Source organism: Nocardia sp. NBC_00565 (genome assembly GCF_036345915.1).
Lineage (GTDB): Bacteria > Actinomycetota > Actinomycetes > Mycobacteriales > Mycobacteriaceae > Nocardia.
Window position 1 is genome coordinate 5415354 of record NZ_CP107785.1, and the last position, 25972, is coordinate 5441325.

Below are 25972 nucleotides of genomic sequence, written 5' to 3' on the forward strand. Positions count from 1 at the left end.
ACGAACGGTCGCTCGTAAAGACTCGCTCGGTCGTGGCCGCGATATGCGGTTGTCGCGCTTACTTCACCGGGCCCAGCAGGGTGCTGGCCAGGGTGTATGCCAGGTTGATCAGCTCCGAGGTGAGCACGGTGTTGTCCATGCCGAGCGACTGCGCCAGCGGCATCAACATCTGCATGATGGTGCCGACGAGGACGGGCAGGGAACTGGTCGTGCTCGGTGTGCTCTGGCCGGGCGACAGCTGAGAACCGGGCGTTTGTGCGGTGCCAGGTGACTGCGGGGTGTTCGGTGACAGTGCGTAACCCGGTGACTGCTGCCAATCCGCTTGCGGCGCGGTCGGCGACTGCTGCGACCCGGGTGCCGTGTTCGGCGACTGCGAACCCGGCAGCTGCGCGTAGCCCGGGGCCTGCGCATAACCCGGCGGCGGATCCAGTGCGGCGGGCGAGTGCGGCACGGTCCCGGCTGGTGCCGTGGACTGTGGCACCGTCGCGGGCTCGGAGACAGCCGCTTGCTGCGGTGCGGCCGCGGGTAGGGCCGGGACATGCGGTGCGGCCGGAGCTCCAGGCGCGGCTTGCGCCTGCGGAACGGCTTGTGCCTGCGGTGCACTCGAGGCCGGAGCCGAGGCGGGCTGATCCGCCGCCGAACCCGCCTGCGCCGAACCTGCCGACGCCGGAGCAGTGCCCGCCGCTTCGGGCGTCGTGGCCTGCTGCGGGTTGCCGAGCAGGAAGCCGATCAGGCCGGTCGCGATGGCCAGCGCGTGTTTGACCTGTCCCTCTTGACTTTCCAGCAGCGCGGCGTCCTCGTTGTTCGCGCCATTGCCCATCTCGACGAACACATCGGGCACGGTGGTCAGCGCCGGACCCGCCACATCCGAGCGAGTCTGCAGACCGTCCTGCGCGCCCGCATAGTTGGCGGCCGGGAATCCGGCCTGCAGATAGGCGTCGCGCACTGCCTTCGTCGCCGCGAGGCCGGACCCGGACTGGACCTGATCGGCCTTCGTATCCAGAATCGGCAGCTGCGGCACGATCAGATGGAACCCGCGGTACTGCGCGGGCGCGCTGTCGGCGTGGATGCTCACCGCGACGTCGGCGCCGGAATTGTTGGCGGCCTGCGCCCGTTCATCGACGCAGCCGCCCCAGCCGGAGTCGTCCGGACGGCTGAGCACCACCTTCGCGCCGAGATCCTCCACGGTGGCCCGGACCAGCTCGGCCACCTTCCAGTTGATGGTGTGTTCCTGCACGCCGTTCACCGTGATCATGCCGGTGGTCTGGCAGTCCTTGGTGCCGCCGCGACCGTCGCTCACCTGCTTCGCCAGGTTCTCGGCGTGTTCGGGCCCCTGATGACCGGGGTCGAGAAATATCGTCTTGCCTGCGAGTTTCGTGGACATATCCGGCGATGCCGGATCAGCGATCGCGGCCGGGGCCAGCCCGGACAGCGTCACCACTACGGCGGCCGTGACGGCGCCGCAGAGACCGGTCCTGATGATGCTTGGCTTCACGCAAAATGCCTGGTAGATAGACAAAGCAGCTCCCTAGTCCCGTGATGGTCCCGTGAGCGGTTCCAGCCAATCGACCTAGGCGGCAGCGCTCCCGGTGTTACTGCTGGTGCTGTTGTTACGGGAGAGCATAGCGTCTACCGCCCCGCGCGTTCTAGATCGGCCCTCGAAGAGATGCACGTACACCTCCCACGTGATAGAGGCGGTGGCGTGGCGTTTCTGCGCAGCCGAGTCTCGTTCGCCAAGGCTTTGCACTCGTCGAGCGCTGATCCCGGCCATGGCCGTGCCACCAGGGAAAACCGTGTTCACCAGCACACGGGCATGACAGACTCACTGGCAGCTGCCTGCCGGGATTTGATCGGAGCGGAATTGGAACCGACGATGAACGAGTCGGACGCTGTGCACCGGACTCGCTTGATGCTGGCATCGATCGTCACGGACTTCGCCGACACCTGGGACAAGACCGGTGAACCCCCGAATCTCGCGGAGTATCTTCCGGGCACGCCGGGTTTGCGTCGGATGTGTCTGATCGAGCTGATCAAGGTCGATCTGGAGTACCGGTGGCTGCGCTACAACCATCCGAAACGGCTCACTCAGTACCGCGCCGAATACGCCGAGTTGCGTACCGGCCCGACGCCGCCGGATCTGGCCTACGAAGAGTTCCATGTGCGGCGCCGGTCCGGGCGAGACCAGGATCAAGACGACCAGCCGACCGAGATGGACGCGACCGCCACCGTATGGTCGGAGATCGACTACCGCAGCACACTGATCGCACCGCCACGGGCCCAGCAGGCGCTCGACGGGGTCCGCGTCGGTACGAGTGTCGACGATTTCGATCTGCTCGTCGGATTGGGCAGCGGCGCCTTCGCACGGGTATTCCTGGCGCGGCAAAGGTCGATGCAGCGGCTGGTCGCGGTGAAGATCTCATACAACCGTGGCGCCGAGCCGGAGACACTTGCGCAGCTGGATCACGAGTACATCGTGCGGGTCTTCGATCATCGGCTGATCCGCGACGGCGAACTCAAATTGATGTACATGCAGTACCTGCCGGGCGGCACGCTGCTCGGGGTGCTGAATCTGGTGCGCTCCCGATCATCGGACAGCCGCACCGGCGCCCTACTGATCGACGCGGTCGATCAGGCGATCGAAGACACCGGCGGAATCATCCCGAACGAGTCCGATACCCGCAGCGACATCATCGGCTACAGCTGGCCGGAAACGGTCGCATGGCTCGGCAGCCGGCTCGCCGAAGCACTCGACTACGCCGCACGCACCGGAGTGCTGCACCGCGATATCAAACCGGCCAATGTGCTGCTCACCGCGGAGGGCGTCCCGAAACTCGCCGACTTCAATGTCAGCTTCAGCCACCACGTCGCCGGGACGAATCCGATGGCCTACTTCGGCGGGTCGCTGGCATACATGTCCCCCGAACAACTCGCGGCCTGTCACCCGGAGTTGCCGACCACCGCCGGAGATCTGGATGTTCGCAGCGATATCTACGCGCTCGGTGTCATGCTGTGGGAGCTGCTGACCGGACGCAGACCCTTCGACGACGAACCACAGGCAGGGGAATCGGAAACCTCGCTGGGGCGGATGCTCGAATTGCGCAAGAACGATATCGAACCGCGTTATCTGTCCGAGCTCCCCCCGGACTGCCCGCCGACCCTGCGCCGCGTGCTGTTGAAATGTCTTGCGCCACAGCGGGACAACCGTTGGTCGACCGGTACCGAATTGGCCCAGCAATTCGAGCTGTGCTTGGACCGGCGGGCCCGCGATCTCGTCGACCCGCAGCGCGGCAGTTTGCGTTCGAAGGTCGGGCCATGGTCGCTGGCGGCCATCGTCACCTTGGCGAGCGCGACCGGCGGCATGCTCGGCGTGCTCTACGGCAATGTGCACAACAGAGCGCTGATCGACGCATGGATACCGGACGACCAGCGGGAGTCGTTGCAAGGTATCAACCCGGTGCTGGAACTGATCATCCCCCTACTGGTTCTCGTCGTGACGAACTACCTGTGCCGCCGCGTCTTTCTGGTGGTGTGGCGCGGACTGCGAAAGGGCCGGACGTTCACCCCGGAAATGCTGGCACTGGCCCGCAGAGACAGCCTGACGGTGGGTGACCGGGTCGCCTGGGTCGCCTTCGCCGGATGGGCCACCGGTGCGATGGTGACCGCCTTCGCGCTACGTAACGGCACCGATCTCTCACCTGCGCGGGTGGTGCACCTGTCCACCTCGCTGCTCGTCTGTGGCGCGATCGCGGTCGCGTACCCGTTTTTCCTCGTCACACTGTTCGTTGTCCGCACCATCTACCCGCGCCTGCTCCTGCACGGGACCACCGCCGCCGACTACGACAACCTCCGCGCCCTGAGCCGCCGCAGCACCCGTTACCTCGCGGTGGCCGCCTCGATTCCGCTCATCGGCGTCGTGCACGGCCTCATGTTCCTGGAACCGGAGGAAGTCACCCTGGTCACCGAATCGATCCGCTGGCTGGCCATCGCGGGCGTCTTCGGATTCATCGGCAATTACTGGTTGCACCGGAAACTGGAGGACGATCTGCGGGCATTCCAACGCACCGTCTCCGGTCGGTCGCGGGGGCAAACGAAACGAGCCCGAAATAACTGATCAACCGTGCCTGCCGGGAACGTCCACTCACCGGCGCCGGAGATCCGGGCGATATTGCTGAGCGTCTACACCGATGACGACGGTCCCACACAGGTGGCCGAACGGCTTGGCAGTGCATTGCTCCCGGTTCAGCGTCGACCAAAGGATGCTGCGCGATCAAAACGGCACCGGAGTTCATCCCTGGCGGCGTGGGCGGCTGTTACTCGGGTCATCAATCAGCCACTGCCGCGGCCGCATGCCCGTAGTGCGAGCCTCCTGATGTCGAAACGGCGAGCCACCCAAGGACTTTAGGCGCAGTATCTGCCCACTGCGCGGAGTCTTGCGGAGTCTAGTAACCGCCCCTGCCCAGGCTCAGGCCCCGAGCGGCAATCGGCGCAACGAGCGCAGCGCGTAGTGCACTCGCGTCTTCACGGTGCCGACCGGAACGCCGAAGTCATCGGCCACCTCTTGATAGGCCCGATCCCGCAGGATCACCTCCACTACCGCGGCACGCTGGGACTCGGGCAGCCGGGCGAGCAAGTCTGCCACGAGCAGACCATCGACGAGCCGGTCGGCGAAGTCCGGATTCGCGTACCGCGCGTCGCTGAGTTCCTCGACCTCGTCCCAGCCGGTATCGGCGGGCCGGGCGGCGCGGGCACGGGCGATATCGATCATGACGTTGCGTTGGATAGCCAACAGCCAGGTGCGAACCGTGCCCTTGCGCTCGTCGAACATCGCGCACGCGCGCCAGGCCCGTAGCAGCGTCTCCTGGACCGCGTGTTCGGCCAGTCCCGAATCACCGAGCCCGCGCATCGCGCGCCAGTGCAGCAGCGCACGGTCGGCGGCCAGCACCTTCGCGAGCCCATCGTCGTTACACAGCCCCGCACATGCCGTCGCACAGGTCGACCGCTTGCCCGCGACATCGACCACCGAACAAATACCGCTCATACAACAGATATCGCGAGAACCGTCGCGAGTGGAATCACGGCCGCCACCGTGAATCCGGACAGATGTGCTGCCCATACCGCTGTCCGGGCGACCGAAATCTCGGAATCGGCCGAAATCGGCCGCCGAGTCTGGTAGACCTTGGCCCCGGAGACGTGGGGGTCTCCGCAGGTCAGCCGCCACTGGCGGCCAGAGCACGATTCGAGGAGAAATCGCTATGCGTGCAAGCACGCTCGTGATCGCGGGGGCAATGGCGTCCACCGTGACGCTGCTGGGCACCGGAACCGCGGCCGCCCAGCCCGCGAACACCATCACCGAGGACGGCGTCTACCTGGTGGGCGTCGACATCTTCCCCGGCGTCTGGGTGGCCCCCGGGACCCCCGATCCGGCCGTCGGCTGCGACTGGCGGCGGCTGCGCAAGGTCGAGGGCGACAACACCGACCAGCACTACATCATCAATAACGACTTCACCAGGAACAGCCCGGTCCGCGCCGAGATCGCGCCGACCGATGTCGCGTTCAAGACCACGAACTGCGGCGCCTGGCGCATGCTGCCACCGAGCACCGGTTCGTTCGGCGGCTGAGCCACGTCCGAATCGGGCGCGCGGCGGATATCGACTGGTGTCGGTAACCGCTATGTTCGCAACCATGACGCGGAGCAAGATCCTGATCACCGGCGCGAGCGCCGGACTGGGTGCGGCGATGGCGCGGGATTTCGCCGAGAAGGGCCGCGACCTTGCACTGTGCGCCCGCCGCTTGGACGCGCTCGAATCCCTGCGCGACGAACTGCACGCCGCGCATCCGAACATCAAGGTCGCGGTCCACGCGCTCGACGTCGACGACCACGCCGCCATCCCGTCGGTATTCGCGCAATTGCGCGAGGAACTGGACGGGTTGGATCGCGTGATCGTCAATGCCGGTATCGGCAAGGGCGCGCGGATCGGCACCGGGCGCGCGGACGCCAATATCGCCACGGCCACCACCAATTTCGTCAGCGCCCTGGCCCAGACCGAGGCGGCACTGGAGATCTTCCGCGCCAAGGGGGCGGGCCATCTGGTACTGGTGTCCTCGATGAGCGCGGTGCGCGGACTGCCCGGCACGAAGGCCGCCTACTCCGCGAGCAAGGCCGGATTGGCCGCGCTCGGCGAGGCGCTCACGGTCGAATTCGCGCAGTCGCCGATCGCCGTCACCACGTTGCTTCCCGGTTTCATCGCCACGGATATGGCGGCGAAAGCCGGTGACGCGCGCATGGTCGCACCGCTGGACAAGGGGGTGGCGGCGATGGTGCGAGCGATCGAACGGGAACGGATTCGCGCCTGCGTGCCCGGGTGGCCGTGGCGACTCATCGATCTGGTGCTGCCACATCTGCCCCGCGCGGTCGTGGCCCGGATGAGCTGAGCCGGTCGCACTCGACAATGCGCGGGTGATGCGCGCCCGGCCTGCTCGTGCTGTTCATTACCTCGGGAGTAATCGACGCGCGCCGGGTCCATCGGGCAGGCTGATTTCATGATCGATGACGTGGGCACCAAACTCTTTCACCAGTCCATGCCGTTCACCGAGCGCCTCGGGGTCGAGGTACTCGAGCACGGGTCCGCACTGGTGCGCAGCCGGATCGCCTGGGACGAGTCGCTGTGTACGTTGGGCGGCGTGCTGCACGGCGGTGTGCTGATGTCACTCGCGGACGCGACCGCCGCGGTGTGCGCATTCCTGAATCTGCCCGAGGGCAAGCAGGGCACGACGACGGTCGAATCCAAGACGAATTTCCTGCGGGCGGTGCGGTCCGGTCATGCCATCGCCTCGGCACGGCCATTGCACGCGGGGCGGTCGTTCATTGTGGTGGAGACCGAAATCCGGGATGACGCGGACAAACTCGTCGCCAAGGTGACCCAGACCCAAGCCGTCCTGTGACCCGTCGCCCGGTACGGTGCGCCGGGCACTTCACTTCACCAGGGTGAACTGCATGACATCGAGGTGCCCGCTGCGGAAGTGATCGGCACATCCGTTGAGGTACTTCAGGTACCTGGCGTAGACCTCCTCCGATGCGATTCGCACGGCCTCGTCGTGCTGGTCCACCAACGCCTCGGCCCAGTGATCCAGCGTGCGCGCGTAGTGCAGGCGCAGCGGCTGGATCCGCTCGGTGCCGAATCCGGCCTGCCCGGCGAGCCGGGTCACCTCGGCGGGCTGCGGCAGCTGGCCGCCCGGGAAGATATGCCGCTTCATGAAAATATGGAACAGCGCGTTCGCCCGGGTCACCGGAATATTCATGCGCCGCAGGTCGTTGAGCGTATGGCCGATGATCGTATGCAGCAGCATCCGCCCGTCGGGCGGCAGCATCCGATGGCAGCGGTCGAAGAACGCCCGGTAGCGCTCGCGGCGGAAATGCTCGAATGCGCCGATGCTGACGATGCGGTCCGCGCCGCCGCCGAATTCCTCCCAGCCCTGCAGCCGGATCTCGGCACCGGAGACGTGGCGTCGGTCGATCTCCGAGCGGACACGCTCGTACTGGTTGCGGCTCAGCGTGAGGCCGACGACCTTCACGCCGTAGCGCTCGACCGCGCGGAACATGGTTGCGCCCCAACCACATCCGATATCGAGCAGGGTCATGCCCGGCTGTAGATCCAGTTTGCCGAGCGCCAGGTCGATCTTGGCGAGCTGGGCCTGCTCCAGGGTCATATCATCGCGTTCGAAATAGGCGCAGCTGTAGGTCATCGAGGGATCGAGGAACAGCCGGTAGAAGTCGTCGGACACGTCGTAGTGCGACTGGACTTGCTGGTAGAACGGTGCGAGGTCGGCCATCGCGTATCTCCTGCCGTCGCCGGTCTTGGCCGGATATGAACTGATACGTGACACGCCGACGAGTCGTTTACCCCGATCGACGACCGATATGAAAACGTGACCGACGCCGGCCGCTGTGGCCGAGCTGTGACTGGAACCATTGCACACAACAGTTCGAAGCTGTACTCTCGGCTTTGTCCTAGTGGATGTAGGCCCAGCCGATCGGATCAGCCGATCAGCGCGGGAGTTCCCACAGGATCTCTGAGATCCCCTTTCGCACAGCGGTTCTCGCCCTTCGTGAATCCGCACAGGGACATTCACCGCAGCGCGCGTATCGCCGCTGCCGCTCACGGCCGTTCGCCGTACCCCACCACACTTCAAAGGAAACACCATGAAAGACAATACTTTTCCCACACCAACACCCGACGGGGTCGCGGCGGCCGACACCGTTCGCTCCGTCAGCGGCATCCTCGATATCGTGGACAGCCGCGCCGCCGCCGTCCGTGTCGACGGCTACCTTCCCGGTCCGCATGACGTGCACGTGGCGCCCCGGCTGATTCGCGAATACGGTTTGCGCCGTGGCGATTTCATCACCGGCACGGCCGAACCCGCACGCGGCGACAAGCTCGACCCACTGGTCCGCATCGAATCGGTCAACGGCCAGGCTCCCGAAAAGGCCAGGGCCCGACCGAATTTCGCCGACCTCGTCCCCATCTATCCCAACCAGCGGTTGCGACTGGAGACCGAACCGCATGCGATGACCACCCGGATCACCGACCTGGTGATGCCGATCGGCAAGGGGCAGCGCGCCCTCGTCGTCGCACCGCCCAAGGCGGGCAAAACCTCTGTGCTGCAAGCGATCGCGCACGGCATCGCGAAGAACCACCCGGAGTGCGAACTGATGCTGGTACTGGTCGGCGAACGACCCGAGGAGGTCACCGATCTGGCCAGATCGGTCCCCGCCGATGTCGCGGCCGCCACCTTCGACCGCCCGCCCCGCGACCACATCGCCCTGGCCGAACTGGCCATCGAAAGGGCCAAGCGCCTGGTCGAGATGGGCCGCGATGTGGTGGTGCTGCTCGACTCGCTGACCCGCCTCGCCCGCGCCTACAACAATGCCGCACCGTCCTCCGGGCGGGTGCTCTCCGGCGGTGTCGACGCCGCCGCACTTGCGCCGCCGAAGAGGTTCCTCGGCGCGGCACGCAATATGGAACACGGCGGCTCGCTCACCATCATCGCCACCGCCCTGGTCGAGACCGGATCGCTGGCCGACACCGTGATCTTCGAGGAATACAAGGGCACCGGCAACGCCGAACTCAAACTGGATCGCGCGACCGCGAACCGCCGCGTCTTCCCGGCCATCGACATTGCCCAGTCGAGCACCCGCAAGGACGAATTGCTGCTCGCCCCGGACGAATTGGCGGCCAACCACCTATTGCGCCGCACCCTCGCCGCGGTGGATGGTCAGCAGGCGATCGACCTGCTGCTGGAGGGACTGCGCAAGTCGCCGACCAACGCCGAATTCCTGGCCCAGCTGGGCGCCAAACGGGCCTGATCTTGTTGACACCTCTCCATTAAGGAGCCTTTAAGCCCCTGTGAAGCCCCCCGAGGCATTATTTTCTCAGCGCCCGATCGGGCCTGTTCTCGGAGGGGGGAACAGGGCCGATCGGGCCTTATTCGACTCAACCCAGTTCGGCGGCGAACAGCGCGCTCACCCGCTGCCACGAATCCTGCGCCGCGGCTTCGTCATACGGCTCGCGGCCCGGGAAGAAGAACGCATGCTTCGCACCCGGATAGACCACCAACTCGTGCCGCACCCCGGCCGCGGTGAGCCCCGCGCCGATCTGCGCGCGCTGTTCGGCGTCGATGACATGGTCGAGCTCCGCGAAGAACATCAGCAGCCGGACGTCGCCCTTGGCAATGCCGTCGGTCCCGGCCAGCAGCGGTTCCAGCCTACTGAGCGCGGTCCCCGGGGTCGTCAACCAGCCCGGATAGAAGATGGCCGCCGCCGCGAGATCGAGTCGGGTGGCCGCGAAATAGGCCAGGTGCCCGCCGAGACTGAAACCCAGCACACCGGTCTGCTCGGCGGCTCCGCCCTGCTCGCGCGCATAGTCGATCGCGGCCCGGCAGTCGGCCTCGACACCGTCGCGGGTCAACTCCCCCAGTAGCTCGAAGGCGTGCTCGCGATTCTCCGCACTCTCGGCAAGTCCCTCGGCGGTCTCCGGGCCGGACCGGTGGTAGACATCCACCACGACGGCCACATACCCGAGCGCCGCGACCCGGTCGACGATCCGACGAACATCCTCGGTCAAACCCCACAGCTCAGCTCCGACGAGCACCGCCGGCAACGGCTCCGTTCCCTCCGGCCGGGCCAGATAGCCGGTCATCGGCGAGCCGTCTACCTGGAGGTCGAACTGTCGGGAAATGATCTGGTACGTCATGGAATACACCCTATTGTCACGGGCGATCCGTGGCGCGCGGTGCGCGATCGACTGCGGCTTTGGCCAGCGGCCAGACATTCGCCAGGTCGACCAAGTGCGCGAGCTCGGCGTCGAAATCGTGCGCGGTCACCGGCAGCGACGGTGCGGACCCGGTGACGGCGGGCAGCAGGCCCGCCTGTCTGGCCTGCGCCGCCCGCACCAGGCGATGAGCGTAACCGGTGGTCTCCCAGTTGGTTTCGGCCTCGGTAGGTCCAACGGCGTCGGCCGGGAGGTAGGAGCCCAGATGCAGCATCGCGTCGCGGATCTCCACGGTCATGCGAAACAGTCGGGCGGCCGGATCGGCGCGAGAGTCGGTGGGCAGCACGATCTCCGGTACCGCCGCGGTGAGATCGCGCCACAACGGCCGTAATCGGCGACAGGTTCGGCCGTCTCGGTCTAGTCCGGCCACGGTGATCAGCGCCGAGACCAGTGGGATGGCCAGCAATGTCGCGTTGACAGTCAGGCAGACGACGAAGTCGAACTCCGCATGCGGCAATTGTGGACCCCAAGCGGGCCATCCGGTGATCAACTGTGCGGCGGAGAGTGTCTGATTGACGAGGACGAAGACAGTGCTGGTAATCAAGAGATAACCGACGACCTGCGCGTCGAAGCGCAGGTCGTCGGATCGGATCTCGCGGATGCCCAACAGGACGAACAGGACGATATTGACTGCCACCGGCACGGCGAAGGCCAACAGCACGACCAGCCCGGCACCGTGCAGACTCAGGTCGACCGAAGGTGCCAGGTCCCTGGCCGACATCCCCGCGATGACGATGACGGCGGTGACGGCCGCGGTCACCAGAGCGCATCTGCGTTCGCGGCGCCAGTCGATGACCGAGTCGTCCATGAATCGAGCGATGCAGTAGAGGTTCATCGTCACCATGACGACGCACCCCAGCGCGAGCTGATTCGGCAGGCTGGTGATGCTCATCACCGGCGTGCACCGAAACAACAGCAGAGCGGCGATGCTCCACAGCAGCCCCCGATTGAGACTCCGATCGATGAACGTGTCCCGGACCAGGATCAGCCGGCCCGCCACGATGACGCCGAGGTAGCCGATCAACGACCAGCCGAGGACTGCGGGAATCAGCGACGACACCCCGCATATTCTTACCGACGAGCGGCCACTTCCAGAACTCCACGGAGCCAAGGGGTATAGGAGTCGGGCTCCGCCGAGAGGCGATCGAGCAGTTCGGCGGTGTCGATCCAGGCGTACTCGGAGACCTCGGCTGGATCTGGCCGCGGCGCGCTATCGGGCATGGCCCCGACCAGCACGTGGTCCCATTCGTGCTCCACCTGGTTGCCGCGCGGGTCGGCGGCCCGATACCGGTAGATGCCCGCCTCGGTCAGCTGGGTGACGGCCAGGCCGAGTTCCTCCTTCAGCCGGATCGTCGCCGCGTCGGCCGGGTCCTGTCCGGGCGCGGGATGACCACAGCAGGTATTCGACCATCGTTGCGGGAAGCGGGTTTTGACGGCGGCTCGCCGCTGCAGCAGGACACGTCCGGATGGGTCGTACAGCAGCACCGAGAAGGCGCGGTGCAGCTGCCCCGGCTGCCGATGTGCCTGCGCCACGGAACATGCTCCGATCGCGAGGCCCTGCTCGTCCACTAGTTCGACGAGCAGGGCCTCGCGATCGGAGCGAATCTCGGTGGTCATGATCGGGGCTCCCTGGTCTCGGATTTCACTCACTGTAGGCAGAACACGGCGGCGGCGGGCACGACAGCTGCCCAGGCGACGAGCGCGACCATGAATACGAACAGTTTCGCCTGCGACCGGACCAGCGGCATGGCTTCGTCCAGGGGTTTGCCCCAGGTGCCGACCAGGCTGCGGCCCAGATAGCCGAGGACGATCAGGACACCGACCGCGTACACGATCAGCGTCGGCGTGCACCCCACCATCGCGACGACGGAACCGGCCACGAGTGCGGCGCCGACGCTCACCCGCGTCATCGACTCGAGAAATGAGACGCGCAGGCCCAGCGCCCGGACCGATGTCATTATTCCGTGCTCGGCGTCTTCGGGAAGGTCCTCGGCGGTGTTCGCGCTGAAAACCCCGGTGGTCGTGAGCCCGAGGCCGAGAATGGCGATGAGCGCGGGTATTTCGATCGGCCGGTCGTAGAGTCGGAGCACGACTACACCGGGAAAGACCATCGTCATGAGGTAGGTCCAGGGGATCTGCCAGAATCCCGCGGCCTTGAAATGCCATGGCGGCAGCGAATATTCGAGTAGCAGCAGAGTTCCGATGGGGATGATCAGCAGCAGGTCGAAATGCCCGGTCGCCACCGCGAGATAGATCGTCGCGACGCCGATTCCGCCGGTGGTCAGATAGATCTGCCAGGCCACGAACCGCACGCCGAGATCGCGGACCATCCGGGAGAACTTGGATTTGTATTCGGCGTCCACCCACCGATCGGCCAGGCAGTTGGCAACGTGCAGCAGTTGAATGGCGGCGGCCAGCATCACCGCGGCCACGATCATCGGCGCCGACCAGATCTCGGCTCCGGAATGCGCGCTGAACAGGACATCGGCCACCATGACCGCGGCGGACATCGGTGCGATCTCCGGCCGGGTCAGCCACAGGGCGTAGTTGATTTTGGTGCGTAGCCGCAGCGGAACGCCCTGTTCGCCGGGGCCCGCGGTGAAGATCCGGTGTAATCGTGCACCGAGTGCGGCGTCCTCGCCGCCGAGTGTGGTGGACATGTCAGGTCTGCTCCTGGTGCGCGCGCTGACGTGCCCGGGAAATACTGCGGCGGAAGAACGGCCGCGACAGATCCTCCGGGAGATTCGCCCACCGCAGGAAGAATGTGGTGAGCGGATCCATCGTGATGTGATGGCGGCCGCGTTCCAGACCACGTACCGCGGCTTCGCCGACCTTGGCGGCGGGCAGCGGTTTGATCGACCCCGTGATGGCCTTGGTCTCAACGGGTTTGCGCAGGTTCTCCCTGGCGAGTCCGGGCGTATCCGTATCGGCCGGATACAGCACCGAGACGGTCACCCCGGCGGGCTCGACCTCGTACCGCAGGCACAGACCCAGCTGACGCACGCCGGCCTTGGTGGGGCCGTAGCTCGAGTATCCGGGGATGCCGAGGAAGGCCGATGTCGAACTGAGCAGCAGCACATGTCCGCTGCCACGTTCGACCATGCCGGGCAGCACACACCGAATGGCATGCACCGAACCGAGGTAGTTCGCATCGCTCTGGATGCCGAACTCGTCGCTGTCGATATCGAGGAACAGACCCGGCAGTGTGAGGCCCGCACAGCAGGCGATCACCGCGCAGGCCCCGTTGCGTTCTTCCAATTCCTTGATGGCGGTTGCCAATCCCTGCCGGTCGGTGACATCGGCGACGCACCGATCGGCCCCGATCCGCTCGGCGGTCGCGCGCAGCGGCTCCTCCCGGCGGGCGATGATCGACACTCGCGCGCCACGCAGGGCGAAGGCGGTGGCGACCGCTGCCCCGATGCCCTCCGAGCCGCCGGTGACGATCACGTGCTTATCCGTCCAGTTCACAATTCAGCTCCCGCCGACGGCGGCGAGTTCACCGAGGCGGTCCCGCCAGGCGTGGTAGCCGGCGGCCGTGCCGTCCTCCGGTATTCCGACGAACGCCTTGTCGATCAGGGCGGCGGCCTCGTCGATCGAGCGGCCGGTATAGGTCCGCACGGCGACTTCGGTGTGCGCGGTGGCACTGTCGGCCTGCTGCCGGATCTTCGCGACCATGGTCGATCCCGCCGCCAACTGCTGGCGGAACTGCGGCACCAGGGCCAGGATCGCTTCCAGGTCACTGACTTCCACGCCGCCGGCGAAGGTGGTCGCGATGCCGATACCGTTCCACAGATCGGCATGCCTGCTCGGGTCGAATTCGGCGATCCGGGTGGCGACACCATCGACCGAGCCGCCGCTGATGAACCAGAGTGCGCGCCCGATCCCCTGATCCGACGCGCGCCGCAGCGGTGCGGTATCCCCCATCCAGGACGGGTACCGCGTGTCGACGTGCTTGCGGGCGATGTATTTCTCGGTACGGAAGAAGGCGTTGTAGAAGCCGTATCCGTCGATCGCGAGCCAGCGGTAGACCGGGTGCTTCGGAAAGACCTTCCGCCAAATCGGTTTCGGGATCTTGCCCATCGCAAGGCCGACCCCGACATACATGGTCAGGTCGTGTTTGGCCGCTGGGCCGGTGAACAGATCCGCGGCACGGTGGCTGAACGGGGTGATCGAGTCGACGGCGGCCAGCCCCGTCGCGGCGCCTTCGAACGCGAAGCCCTGGTACTGCTCGGGCAGCTGCTGGATGTGCTCGATCAACTCGTCGTTGTTCTTGGTGCACACGGCGAAGTGAATGCTGCTGGACAGGTGGGTGGCGACCCGCTGGAGTTCGGCGGCGGTCGCGGGGCTCGGCGCCGCGAAGCCGGGGCGGTCCAGCGGGTTCTCCTCGATGCGGGTACCGAGCAGAGTGGAGCGTAAGGGTCCGATCAATGACGGCATATTTCCTCGATTCTGTTGCGGTGCTCCAGATTCCGGTGATCAGGACCGCGCGACTTCCTTCTCCGGCTCGGGCACGGCCGGTTCCTCCGCCACGGGCGGCGGCACCTCGTCATCCCGCGCCGTGGTGGCCGCGCGATTGTCCAGCCATTCGCGAATGTTGCGGTACCACCAGAACATTCCGCGACTCGCGCACACGAGCACCAAGGCGAAGAACAAGCCGAACGACACGTGCAGGGCCATCAGCACGCCGTACAGCACACCCACCGAGGCGCCGAAGACGATCTGATCCCGCTTCTTGAACGGAGTCGTCGCCGGGTCGGTGATCATGTAGTTGGTGTAGAGCACGAACGCGATGCCGGTCGCGGGCAGCAGCGCCGCGATGATCGAGATGTTGTCGTCCAGCAGCCCGCGCACCACCGCCTGCAGCACGTACGCACCCAACCAGGCGAGGATGAGCGGTGTCTTCTTGGTCAGCTTGGCGTTCAACATGGTTCCCGCGGACAGCAGGCCCAGCACGATCAGCGCATCGGCCGCGCCCGAGATGTTCTCCACGAAGTGATACGGACCGACGATGGCGATCGCCGGGAAGACCAGCAGCGCGACCACGATGCCGAAGTTCGACGGGTTCATGAAGTGCTTCACTTTCCCGTTGATCTTGGCGCGCAGCACCCATTTGGTGCCGACCGCGACCGTGATGCCGAACATGATCGGCATGAACTGATCCGCCGCGTACAAGAGGAAGTTGAAGGCCAGACCGGTAATGTGCGCGGGCAGCAGGAACACCATCAGGCCGCGAAGTCCGTTACCGCGGTATGCGGCCGGGCGGCGATAGGCCCACGCCGCCAGCGTTTCCAGAACGAGCTCCACCGTGTACGCGGTGGCCGCGCTCAGGAACGGCCACAGCCATGGCTGTTCGAATCCGAGCCACAGAAATCCCAGAATGTTGAACAACGTCAGCGAGGCCGCGAAGTTGCGCAGGGCGAGATACCTCGGATCGCGTCCTTCTTTGTTGACGCCCAGCCACTTTCGCCGAAAGGCCTGCGCCGGTGTCGGCGGTGCGGCCTGCTGCTCGGCGGGCGCGGATCCGTTGCCGTTCGTGCTCGTGCTGACATCGGCTGTTCCGTTGGCGCTGTGGCCGTTTCCTTGAACACTCACTGGTGCACCTCCCGGGCATCGGAGTCGAGAACGAACGTGTGCTGCCCGGCTTGCAGCTGTACCTGCTGGGTGTGCACGGCGCCGTGGTTGTCACGCCACGCGATCTGTACCGCGAGCGGGATCGTGGGATCGATATCGCCGAGCCCGATATGGATGTCGGTGGACCGCTTTCCCGCGTGCCCGCTGCCGCCGTCGACCTGCGCGATATGCGGTTTGCCGTCCGGCGTCGGCACCGTGACTTCAGCGCCGAGCGCAGGGGAACCGAGTACCGGCCGGCCCGCCACCGTGGTGTCGCCGGGACCCGCGGTGGTCGGCGCAGTGAACAGCCGCAGGCCGAGATACTGCCCGCGATGCGGTGCGTCGTTGCGGTAGTAGACCGGCGCTTCCCACTGCCGGGCCACCGCGAAGCTCAGCGCGCCGGTACCGGTCGGGTCGCCGACCGCGATGCCACGGGTGGGTGTCGGCGCGAAGATGTCGAGGGCCGGGGAGATATTGGTGAACTTGCCGCTGTCGTCCTGGGCCAGGAAACCGATGCGGTTGTTACCCGCCAGGTCGGATTCCTCGGTGAACTTCGGCCAGGCCCACGGGTATTTGGTGAAGTCGTCGTTCATCGTGGCCAATTCCTGCACCTGCGGCCAGCGGGTGTTCTTGCCCTTGAACATGCCGTTGGTCTGCACGATCTGCGGCCGGCCGCTGTTGTCGAAGTCGGCGATCTTCGTATCCCAGCCCCAGCCGTCCCAGGCGACGCCCTGCGCCACCGCCCGGTTCTTGAAGGGTGCGACACCCGAATTGAGCTCGTCCGCCGCTTGTTTCGGATCGGCGGCGGTGTTGTAGAACGCGAGGTTGGATTCGAGGATGCCCCAGCGCTGCGCGATATTGCTGACAAAGAGGTCGGGCATGCCGTCGCCGTCGAGGTCGCCGAAATCGGCGCCCATACCCTTGAACGAATCATGGCCGAGCACAGACGATTTCGGATCGGTCGGGCCGCGTTCGCCTTCGGCGAGGTCGAACTTGATATGCCCCGCTGTCGACTTGTTGACGAACAGGCGGTCCTTGCCCATATCGTTGGCGACGTACAACTCGGGCAGCTGATCGCCGGTGAGGTCCTGGGTGGCCGTCGCCAGCGTCCAGCCGTTGTATTTCCCTTCCGGGAGCGCGTCGACGACCTCGCGGTACACGGCATTCGGTTCGGCGCCGCCCGAGCTCTGCTGGAAGGTGAGCAGACGACTGGTTCCGGCATTGGTCGCGGTGGAGAACGATTCGTTCAGCGTCAGGCTGTGCGCACCGTCGGGACCGATGAAATCGCTGTCGGGGAAGTAGTTTCCGAGGTAGACATCCGGGTTGCCGTCACCGTCGAAATCGGCGACGGAGGCGGCCAGGGTGAACCACCGCGCGCCCTGGTAGCTGCCGTCCTTGGTCGCCGGCGGTTCGACCATTTCGACCGGCTTGAACGCCTTGTTGTCCAGATGTCTGGCGCCGGCGCGGGGCAGGAACAGCACCGGGGTGCGGCCGCCGTAGTAGACCATCAGGCCGATGCGCCCGGAATGGTCGAAATCACCGGGGACGCAGCCGGTCGGCGCCATCCGGTCGTCGGTCGGCAGGGGTGCCGGGTCGAGGACGAACGGCGCGTAGCGGCTGGTGTCGCTGTCCGGGGTCGGGGTCACGATCACCGTATCGGATCGGGAATCGACCAGGCACAGATCATCGGCGCGGCCGTTGCCGTCGATGTCGTTGATGGCCGTCGCGGCGTTGACCGAGGACAGCCAGGCGACGATGTGCTCGTATCGCGGCTCGATATGGCGAATCTTGTGCTCCGGCAATCCGGGTGGCAGTGCGATCGGCATCTCGGTGAAATGGAACCGACTCGCCAGCGAGCTGTTGGCGTCGGTCTCCACGGGAGCGATCATGGCCGAATGCGCCGGGACGAACAGGACCGCCATGAGGGTTAGTGATGCCAAGGGCACCAACGCTTTTCGCAACAGCGAAGAACTGACCGGCAACTTCACGAGTGATGACCTTCTTCCGTGGTGAGACCGTCGAACACCTGACGCAGGGTGTCCAACGCATGATCGAGCTGTGCTTCGGTATGACGGCAATTGATGAAGAAGCGCAGTCGCGCCTGGTCTGCGGGAACCACGGGATGGCCGATGGCATTGGCCATGACATTGCGCTGCAACAGTTCCATCGATGCCCGCACGGCGGGTTCGTTCGCGCCGGTGATGATCGGGGTGATCGGTGTGCCCTGTCCGTTCCCGGTGTCGAAACCGAGTTCGCCCGCCCGCCGATAGAAGTACTGCGCGTTGTGCCGCAGTGCCGCAACACGTTCCGGTTCGTCGTGCAGAACGGCCAGCCCCTCGAGCGCGGCCGCGGCCGCCGACGGCGCTGGTGATGCGGTGTACATGCTCAGGCCCGACGCCGAGTACTTGAACCCTTCGACGAGCTCCCGGTTGGCCGCCAGGTAGCCACCGACGCTGCCGAGCGCCTTGGACAGCGTGCCCATCCACACATCGACCGCATCGCCCGGCAGATCGAACAGCTCACGCACGCCGAGCCCGCGTTCGCCGAGCACACCGAACGAGTGCGCTTCGTCGATCATGATCGAACAGTTGTATTTCCTTGCCACCTCGATGATTTCGGGCAGCCGGACCACATCGCCGTCCATGCTGTACACGCCTTCGATCAGCACGAGGGCCCGGTCGAAGCTGCGCCGCGACATCGACAACATCGCTTCCAGCGACTCGGGATCGTTGTGCCGGAAGGTGACTCGCTTGCAGCCCGCCCATTCGGTGCCGGAGACGATGCTGTTGTGGATCAGCGAATCGCAGATCGCGATATCGCGCTTGCCGAGCAAGAAGGCGACCGCCGCCGCGTTGGTGAGGAAGCCGCTGGCCGTCACGATGGCGGCCTCGGTGTCATAGATCCGGGCGATCTCCCTTTCCAGCTCGCCGTAGAGCGGCAGTTCCCCGGCGACCATGCGGACCGCGGCCGCCGAGGTCCCGTAGCGGCCGATCGCGGCGATCGCGGCGGCATGCACACGCGGTTCGGCGGCGAGGTCGAGGTAGCCGAAACTGCTGAAGTTCAACATATCTCGGTCCGAGAACCGGGTCACCGGTCCACTGATGCCCTCGTGCGGCAGGTAGTACGGGTTGAGCACACCGGCCTCGCGGGTCCAGGTGTCGAAGGCGGCGAACTTCTCGTTGGCGTCGAGCACACCGGGGTGGTCCCGGAAGGTCGTCTGCAGCGTCGGACTGTCGGTGCCCCGCCCGTTCGACGCACCGCGGTCGGGTGTGGTCGGCGCGGTCGCGGTGCCGGTGGCCGCACTCGCACCGTTGCCTTGACCGTGCTTGGCCATCAGGGCGCGGGCCAGTGCACGGGGATCGATGCTCTCAGTGGTCATCCAAGATTCCTCACACTGCTGTCTGTTCGGTAGTTGCTTCTTCGTACGCGATCTGGGCGGCGATTTTGGCGCCGAGGCCGGCCAGCGAGAGTCCGGCCCCGATCGAGAGGACCGACATCTTGACGCCGAGGCTTTTCACCACGCGCGCGCCGAATTCCATGGCCATCAGCGAATCCAGCCCCAACTCCATGGTCGGAGTCGCCAGATCCACGGTGTCCGGGTCGACCGCGAGCACGACCGCGAGCTGTTCGGCGAGCAGGCAGGCGACCACCTCGCCGCGGTATTCGGGATCCAGCGCCAGGATCTCGGCGCGCAAGGCGCTGGTACCCGATCCCCCGCCGCCCGCGGCGGCCACCAACTCGACGAACCTCGGCGCCCGCGCCGAGGAGCGGTGCGCGAGCGCCCATTGCGCCCAGTCGATATCGAGCAACGCGACCTGCGGCACGTCGATGCGCAGACATTCGCGTAGCAGCAGAGTCGCGAAATCCATATCCAGCGAGCCGTATCCGGTCATCTCGGCATACCGCGACACCGCGCGGGAGTCGGCCATGCCGCCGTCGCCGCGCATGAATCCCCAGTCCACCGACAGTCCCGGCCTGCCCTGCGCCCGGCGCGCCCAGGCGAGTGCGTCGAGCGCGGAATTGGCTGCCGCATAACCCAATTGGGGCGCGAGCCCGGCGATGCCGCTGGCGGAGGAGTACAGCACGAACATATCGAGCTCGACACCGGCGGCGGTGGTGGCCCGATCGAGGTTGATCGCGCCGATCACCTTCGGCTCGAAGATCTCGCGCAACGATTCGGCGGTGATCTCGGGTATCTCGGTGTTGTTCACCACCCCGGCGGCGTGAATGACACCGCGCAGCGGCGCCGGTCCGGCCTGGATGCGCGCGATGAGGTCCGCGACCGCGTCCTGATCGGCCACATCGAGGCGTTCCTCGCGTACCTCGACGCCCTCGCCGGCGAACTGCGCCAGCTGTTGCCTGGCCGCATCACTGGCGGCGCCACTGCGCCCGACGAGCACCAGGTGCCGGACCCCGGCACGCACCAGCTGGCGCGCGGTGGCCAGGCCGAACGCGCCGAATCCGCCGGTCACCAGATAGCTTGCGTGCGGATCGAATTCGACTTCCCGCGGTATGTGGCGCACGGCAGGGTGCTTTTCACGCAGATCGAGCACCACCCGGCCGATCTGCGCGGACCGCGCGACCGTTTCGAATGCCTCGGTCAGCTTGTCCAGGGGGAATACCGTATTCGGCAGTGCCGAGTACTCACCGCGGAACATCGCGTCCACCACCCGGCGGGCGGCCCGGCGCACCTGCTCCGGACGCCGTGCCAGGATGCGGTCGATATCGACAGCGAAGAACGCGAGGTTCCGGTCGAAGGGCCGCAGATCGATGGTGCCCGAACCGTAGATTTCTGCCTTGCCGATGTCCACGATTCGACCGAATTCGCCTGCGACACGGAAGTTCTGCTGCAGGATCTCCCCCGGCGCCGAACTGTAGACGACATCTACGCCCGCCCCGCCGGTCAGGCGCATCACCTCGTCGACGAAGCCGATCGAGCGCGAAGGCAGTACCTCGTGTGCGCCGAGCGCCCGCACCTGGGCGCGGCGTTCCTCGGTGCCCGCGGTGGCGATCACGCGCGCCCCCGCGCGCAGTGCGACCTGGACGGCGGCCATCCCCATACCGCCCGCCGCACCGTGGATCAGCACCGTTTCGCCCGGCTGGAGCCTGGCCAGCTCGACCAACCCGATTTCGGCGGTGAACAGCGGCATTACCGAGGTGCAGTGCAGCGGATCGAAGGTGCCGGGCGGGAAGATATCCATCGGGGTGGTCGCGCCGGTATCCGGCCGGAGCGTCACATACCGCCGCACGATTCCCGGCGCGACGACCGAAATCTCGTCGCCGGGTGCGATATCGGCGATGTTGCTGCCGACCCGGGCCACCACGCCGTAGCCGTCCATGCCGATCTCGGTGCCGTAGAACGTGCCGTCGAGCTCCTTTTCGGTGAGCACACCGAGAACCTTCAGGGTGTCCTTGTAGTTCAGGCCGACCGCCTGCATCCGGATCTCGACCTCATCGGGGCCGGGTGCGATCCGATCGGTGGTGCGCAGCGCGAGTTCCGGCAGCAGCCGGGAGCGTGGAATGTCGAGCCGGAACGACTGTTCGGCATCGGTCAGCGGTCGCGCGACATCCCAGCGAGCAAGATGGGCGGGGAGGGTATGCCGCCAGCGGATCGTCCAGCACGCGCCCGCCCGCAATGCCACTTCGTCGATGGTGGTGTCGGTGTAGACCTGTTCGAGGATGTCGGCCGCGGCGGTATCGGGCTCGGTATCCACCAACCGCCACTGACCGGTGGGCAGTTCGTTGAGCAGTTCGCGGCGCGCGCCGGTCAGCACCGAATGCTCGAACCAGGCGAATCGGTCGATCGGCAGGCACAGCGCATGCTCGGTAACCACGACAGCGTGGATCACTAGCGGCGGATCGGTGGCCGCGGGCGCGTCGGGCGCCTCCCGCGCCACGGCCTCGTCGGACAGCAGTCCCTTGATCGCCTGGGCGACCTGGGCCAGGCCGTACACATTTCGCACACCATCGTGCTCGGTACCGGCGACGACCACGATCCGCAGCCGCTCGACCTCGGGCCGGTCGTGTGCGCCGCGGAGTAGTTCGAGCAGTTGCGCACTGTCGAGCGCCGAGGCGTGCTCGCCCACCGTCACCAATTCGGCGTGGATGCGGGCGTTGGTGATCTCCTTGGCCCGCTGCGAGATCTCCGCACCGAGATTGATGACGAGCAGGAATTCCTCGACGCCGGGCAGGTCGGGCGGTGCCGATTCGCCGTTGGCCACGATCTCCCACACCGGTTCGTAGAACAGCCCGTCGAGCTGGTCGGATAGGGCAGGCCGTGGCGTGAGCGCGCGGAACCGCACGCCCGACATCGTCAGTGCGACAGCGCCGTTCGCCGCCGCGATCCGGATATCGGCGCGCAGCGGATCGTCCGGATCGCGGGTGACGACCACGACCGGGTCGGCCGGCATCGGTCCGTTCCAGCGGATCCCGGCGATCGATGCAGGCACCACCACCTCGGCGTCTTGGCCGGAGTCCGGCTGTGTCGCAGCAGATCTCGCATAGAGAGCGGCGAAGCACTGCAGTGCCGAATCCACGACTGCCGGGTGCGCGAGATGCCGCCGGGTCAGCTGCTGCGATGAATCCAACTGCGCGACTACACTGTCCGAGCCGACCCGGACCTCGCGCAGCAATCGGAACTGGGGGCCGTAGTCGAGTCCATGCCCGGCCATACTGCGGTACAGCTCGTCAACCGCCACCTGGACCGAATCCGCCTGCGGCGCAACGTCGACAGTGATGGCGTCGGTCTCCGCCTCGATGAGTCGTCCGTGCGCGTTGACGGTCCACGGCCCGCCGGTCGCGGGCCGGGAGCGGATGGTGAACCGGTGTGTGTTCTCCTCGACGCTGATCCGGACGACCGGGACGTCGTGCTCGTCGATGACGAGCGGGGCGACGAATTCGACCGATTCGAGCCCGAAGGTGTCCCGGCCCGTGCGCAGTGCGGCGGCACTGAGGGCGGCGTCGAGGTAGGCCGCCCCTGGCAGCACCACCGCACCGGCTACGACATGATCGCGCAACCACGGCAGATTCGACACCGACAGTTGGACTTCCCATTCCGGGGATACCGACGCGGTGCGATCGCCCAGCATCGCGAATCCGCCGGGGGTGCCGATCCGATCCAGCTCGGTTTCGGGTTCCTGGGTCCAAGCGAACCGGCGCTGCCACGGATACCGGGGCAACTCGATGTGCTCGATACCCGGATCGATCGCACGGGGCAGGCGGTCGCCGTCCAGTGCGCCGGCGCGATACAGCTCGCCGACCGCGGTCAGGATGTTCTCGCGATCGTCGCCACCACGCACCAGCGTGCTGATCGCGGCACCGGAAATGCCCTGCTGCACCAGGATTTCCCGAATGCTGCCGCCCACGACGGGATGCGGGCCCAGTTCGAGGAAGACTCGGTGGCCGGCGTCGAGCAGAGCGCCGATCGAATCCGCGAACCGGACACGCTCCCGGACATTGCGGCACCAGTACTCCGCGCCCCAATCCTGTGGTGCGGCTTGAATGCCGGTCACCGTCGAGTACGCGGGAACGGTGGCAGCACCCGGTGCGAGCGGCGCCAGTGCGGTACGGAGATCGTCGAGGACCGGGTCCATCAGATGACTGTGGTAAGGCACTTCGACCCGCAGCGCTCTGGCGAAAACGCCGTCGGCGGTGAGGCGCTCGGTGATCGCCGCGAGCACGGGCGCGTCGCCTGCCAGGGTCACCGCGGTGGGGCTGTTGACCGCGGCGATGCAGACGCCGTCGAGGTCGGCGATCAGTTCGCTCGCCTCGGCCTCGGCCAGACCCACCGCGAGCATGCCGCCGGTCCCGGCCGTGGTGGCCTGCAGGCGGGACCGATGGTAGCTGACCGACACCGCTTCCGACAGCGTCAACGATCCGGACACGTAGGCCGCGGTCACCTCACCGACACTGTGCCCCACGACGACCGCGGGCCGGATGCCGAGGTCGGCGAATTCCGCGGTGAGCGCGGCTTGGAGCAGGAAATTCGCGGGTTGCGCGATTTCGGTACGGGAGATGCGGGAGTCCGACTCATCGCGGGCCATCTCGTCCAGGATCGACCAGCCCGCGAGTTTCGTGAATTCCCGATCGATTTCGCGTGCCAGCTCAGCCGCCGGGCCGTCCTCGGCCAGCAGGTCGCGGCCCATCGCCCACCACTGCGGCCCCATACCGCTGTAGACGAACACCGGATCGGTGTGCCCTTCCGCGATGGCACGGGCCGGGGCCGGGCCACCACCCGCCGCAAATTCCGCTAGCTGCGAACGTAATTCGGCAGGGTCGTGCGTGCGGAAGACGGTCCGCAATGGATGGTGCGCGCGCCGAACCCAGGCTGCGTCGATCAGCTTGTCGATCGGTTCGGTGTCGGTCGCCGCTATCAGCTGCGCGGCCATGGTGCGCAGCGCCTGATCGTTGCGCGCCGACAGCGGCAGCAGCGGTACGCGATTTGCCGCTGTGCTGGAACGGGTTTCGGACGGGGCGGGCGCCGGGCCGATGAGCACGTGCGCGTTGGTGCCGCCGTAGCCGAAGCTGTTGACCGCGACCACCGGCCGCACCAGCGGTTCGACCGCCATCGGCACGCGCAACCGCAGCTCGTCGAACGGGATCTCCGGATTCAGCCGGTCCAGCCAGGCCTGCGGTGCGATCGTCCGGTGGTGCACGGTCAGTGCGGCCTTGATGACGCCGGCCACGCCGGCCGCCGCCTCGGTGTGACCGATGTTGTTCTTGACCGACCCGACCGGCAGTGGTTCGGTGCGGCCCTCGACCGCGCCGTATACCGTGCCGAGGGCCGTCATTTCGGCGGGATCGCCGACCGGTGTTCCGGTGCCGTGCGCCTCGACGTAGCCGATCTCCTGCGGTGCGATGCCCGACATGGTGTGTACGCGCCGGGCAAGTTCCTCCTGCGCAACGGGGTTGGGGACGGGCACGGCCAAGGTGCGGCCGTCCTGGTTCACGCCGCTGCCGCGGACCACGGCATAGATGCGGTCACCGTCGCGTACGGCGGCGTCGAGTGGCTTGAGTATCACCACGCCGGCGCCCTCGCCACGACCGTAGCCGTCGGCGGAGGCGTCGAACGACTTGCAGCGCCCGTCGACGGAGAGGAAGCGGCCCTTGCACATGGAGATGAAGGTTTCCGGCTGGAGCATGGCATTGGCGCCGCCGACGATGGCGGAGCTGCATTCACCCAGCGCCAGGGATTGGACGGCCTGATGCAGTGCCACCAGCGAGGATGAGCAGGCGGTGTCGATGGTCATGGTCGGACCGTGCAGGTCGAGCAGGAACGCGATGCGCGCCGAGAGCAGCGTATGTGACGAGCTGGTCGGCGTATGACTGTTGATCGCGGACCGAATCACGTTGCGGCCCACCGCGTTATCGTTCATGAAGCCGCCGACGAAGACGCCGATGTCGCGGCCCGCGATCCGCCCGGCCATCCCGCTGTCGTCGAGCGCCTCCCACGCGACCTCCAGCAGCAGTCGTTGCTGCGGGTCCATGATCGACGCCTCCCGCTGGGAGATGCCGAAGAAGTCGGCGTCGAACTCCCACAGCGACTGGGTCAGAAACCCGCCGCGGCGGGTGTACATCCGACCGGGCGCATCCGGATCCGGATCGTAGAACTTCTCCAGGCTCCAGCGATCCGACGGCACTTCCACGATGCCGTCGCCCTTGTGGACCAGGAAATCCCAAAAGGTACCGGGGCCATCGATTCCACCCGGAAATCGGCACCCGATACCGACGATTGCCGCATCGGCCATTGCTCGGTCCTCTGATTTCTACACTGAACGATGTAGATGTCTGCGCTGAACGATAGGCAGCATACTTTTAATACTCAACCCGACAGTTCGGATAAACGAAAGTTGTTGCGGTGCACCATGATCGAGCTGTGCACAGCGCAATTACAGTGTTATAGAACCGGCTCTGACAGTGTTATTTCGGCGGTAACACCGTTATACGTCCAATGCCCGGATCGCCTCGTCCGCAGTCAGCTCGTCAATAACAATGTCATCGGTTCTCATGACATTGTTATTCGAACAGGTGACATT

The 25972-nt window shown here is 66.3% G+C and carries 17 protein-coding genes and 1 pseudogene; 5 read left to right on the top strand and 13 right to left on the bottom strand.

The genetic code is table 11. The features are described from left to right. Positions 1 to 58: 58 nt before the first annotated feature. Positions 59 to 1495 (bottom strand): N-acetylmuramoyl-L-alanine amidase, encoded by a 1437-nt coding sequence (locus OG874_RS25330; protein WP_330249633.1) that lies wholly within the window; start codon positions 1493 to 1495, stop codon positions 59 to 61. Positions 1496 to 1873: 378 nt separating this feature from the next. Here OG874_RS25330 and OG874_RS25335 point away from each other — a divergent pair, with 378 nt between their 5' ends. After that, a complete protein-coding gene (locus OG874_RS25335) occupies positions 1874 to 4111 on the top strand; it encodes a serine/threonine-protein kinase (RefSeq protein ID WP_330249634.1) in 2238 nt (745 codons plus the stop codon). A gap of 351 nt (positions 4112 to 4462) precedes the next feature. Here OG874_RS25335 and OG874_RS25340 read toward each other — a convergent pair whose 3' ends face one another. Next, the gene (locus OG874_RS25340; protein ID WP_330249635.1) at positions 4463 to 5038 is read right to left on the bottom strand and encodes a sigma-70 family RNA polymerase sigma factor; all 576 of its coding nucleotides are present in this window, start codon (positions 5036 to 5038) and stop codon (positions 4463 to 4465) included. 214 nt (positions 5039 to 5252) lie between these two features. On the opposite strand from OG874_RS25340, the gene OG874_RS25345 reads away from it, so the two are divergent. The 3 genes from OG874_RS25345 to OG874_RS25355 all read left to right on the top strand — a co-directional run bounded on the left by OG874_RS25345 (position 5253) and on the right by OG874_RS25355 (position 6942). Next, positions 5253 to 5618 carry a hypothetical protein gene (locus tag OG874_RS25345; protein ID WP_330249636.1) on the top strand — a complete coding sequence of 122 codons (366 nt, stop codon included), beginning with the start codon at positions 5253 to 5255 and terminating at the stop codon, positions 5616 to 5618. A 64-nt stretch (positions 5619 to 5682) separates the two neighbouring features. Next, the gene (locus OG874_RS25350) at positions 5683 to 6432 is read left to right on the top strand and encodes an SDR family oxidoreductase (protein ID WP_330249637.1); all 750 of its coding nucleotides are present in this window, start codon (positions 5683 to 5685) and stop codon (positions 6430 to 6432) included. A gap of 108 nt (positions 6433 to 6540) precedes the next feature. Further along, a complete protein-coding gene (locus OG874_RS25355) occupies positions 6541 to 6942 on the top strand; it encodes a PaaI family thioesterase (protein ID WP_330249638.1) in 402 nt (133 codons plus the stop codon). A gap of 30 nt (positions 6943 to 6972) precedes the next feature. Here the strand turns inward: OG874_RS25355 and OG874_RS25360 are convergent, their stop codons facing one another. After that, on the bottom strand, positions 6973 to 7830 hold the full coding sequence (locus tag OG874_RS25360; RefSeq protein WP_330249639.1) for a cyclopropane mycolic acid synthase family methyltransferase: 858 nt from the start codon (positions 7828 to 7830) through the stop codon (positions 6973 to 6975). A 421-nt stretch (positions 7831 to 8251) separates the two neighbouring features. Between OG874_RS25360 and OG874_RS25365 the strand changes: the two are divergent. Beyond that, positions 8252 to 9364, top strand: a pseudogene (locus OG874_RS25365) (transcription termination factor Rho, short form); the annotation flags it as partial. Positions 9365 to 9491: 127 nt separating this feature from the next. On the opposite strand, the gene OG874_RS25370 reads toward OG874_RS25365, so the two are convergent. Genes OG874_RS25370 through OG874_RS25415 form a run of 10 tightly spaced genes read right to left on the bottom strand, consistent with a single transcriptional unit; the run spans position 9492 to position 25684 of the window. After that, on the bottom strand, positions 9492 to 10250 hold the full coding sequence (locus tag OG874_RS25370; protein ID WP_330249640.1) for a dienelactone hydrolase family protein: 759 nt from the start codon (positions 10248 to 10250) through the stop codon (positions 9492 to 9494). 16 nt (positions 10251 to 10266) lie between these two features. Continuing rightward, on the bottom strand, positions 10267 to 11388 hold the full coding sequence (locus OG874_RS25375; RefSeq protein WP_330249641.1) for an MAB_1171c family putative transporter: 1122 nt from the start codon (positions 11386 to 11388) through the stop codon (positions 10267 to 10269). 11 nt (positions 11389 to 11399) lie between these two features. After that, complete coding sequence (gene idi / locus OG874_RS25380) at positions 11400 to 11945, bottom strand: isopentenyl-diphosphate Delta-isomerase (RefSeq protein ID WP_330249642.1); 546 nt, start codon at positions 11943 to 11945, stop codon at positions 11400 to 11402. 29 nt (positions 11946 to 11974) lie between these two features. Further along, positions 11975 to 12988: a UbiA family prenyltransferase gene (locus OG874_RS25385; RefSeq protein WP_330249643.1), complete on the bottom strand. Its 1014-nt coding sequence runs from the start codon at positions 12986 to 12988 to the stop codon at positions 11975 to 11977. Position 12989: 1 nt separating this feature from the next. Further along, positions 12990 to 13796, bottom strand: a complete 807-nt coding sequence (locus OG874_RS25390) for an SDR family oxidoreductase (RefSeq protein WP_330249644.1) — start codon at positions 13794 to 13796, stop codon at positions 12990 to 12992. A 3-nt stretch (positions 13797 to 13799) separates the two neighbouring features. After that, positions 13800 to 14765, bottom strand: a complete 966-nt coding sequence (locus OG874_RS25395) for a DUF1702 family protein (RefSeq protein ID WP_330249645.1) — start codon at positions 14763 to 14765, stop codon at positions 13800 to 13802. A gap of 39 nt (positions 14766 to 14804) precedes the next feature. Further along, positions 14805 to 15920 (bottom strand): enediyne biosynthesis protein, encoded by a 1116-nt coding sequence (locus tag OG874_RS25400; RefSeq protein ID WP_330249646.1) that lies wholly within the window; start codon positions 15918 to 15920, stop codon positions 14805 to 14807. Beyond that, positions 15917 to 17878 (bottom strand): CRTAC1 family protein, encoded by a 1962-nt coding sequence (locus OG874_RS25405; protein WP_330249647.1) that lies wholly within the window; start codon positions 17876 to 17878, stop codon positions 15917 to 15919. The genes OG874_RS25400 and OG874_RS25405 overlap by 4 nt, the downstream gene beginning before the upstream one ends. Positions 17879 to 17922: 44 nt before the next feature. Next, the gene (locus OG874_RS25410; protein ID WP_330249648.1) at positions 17923 to 19317 is read right to left on the bottom strand and encodes an aminotransferase class I/II-fold pyridoxal phosphate-dependent enzyme; all 1395 of its coding nucleotides are present in this window, start codon (positions 19315 to 19317) and stop codon (positions 17923 to 17925) included. Positions 19318 to 19327: 10 nt separating this feature from the next. Beyond that, the gene (locus OG874_RS25415; RefSeq protein WP_330249649.1) at positions 19328 to 25684 is read right to left on the bottom strand and encodes a type I polyketide synthase; all 6357 of its coding nucleotides are present in this window, start codon (positions 25682 to 25684) and stop codon (positions 19328 to 19330) included. Between the last annotated feature and the right edge of the window lie 288 nt (positions 25685 to 25972).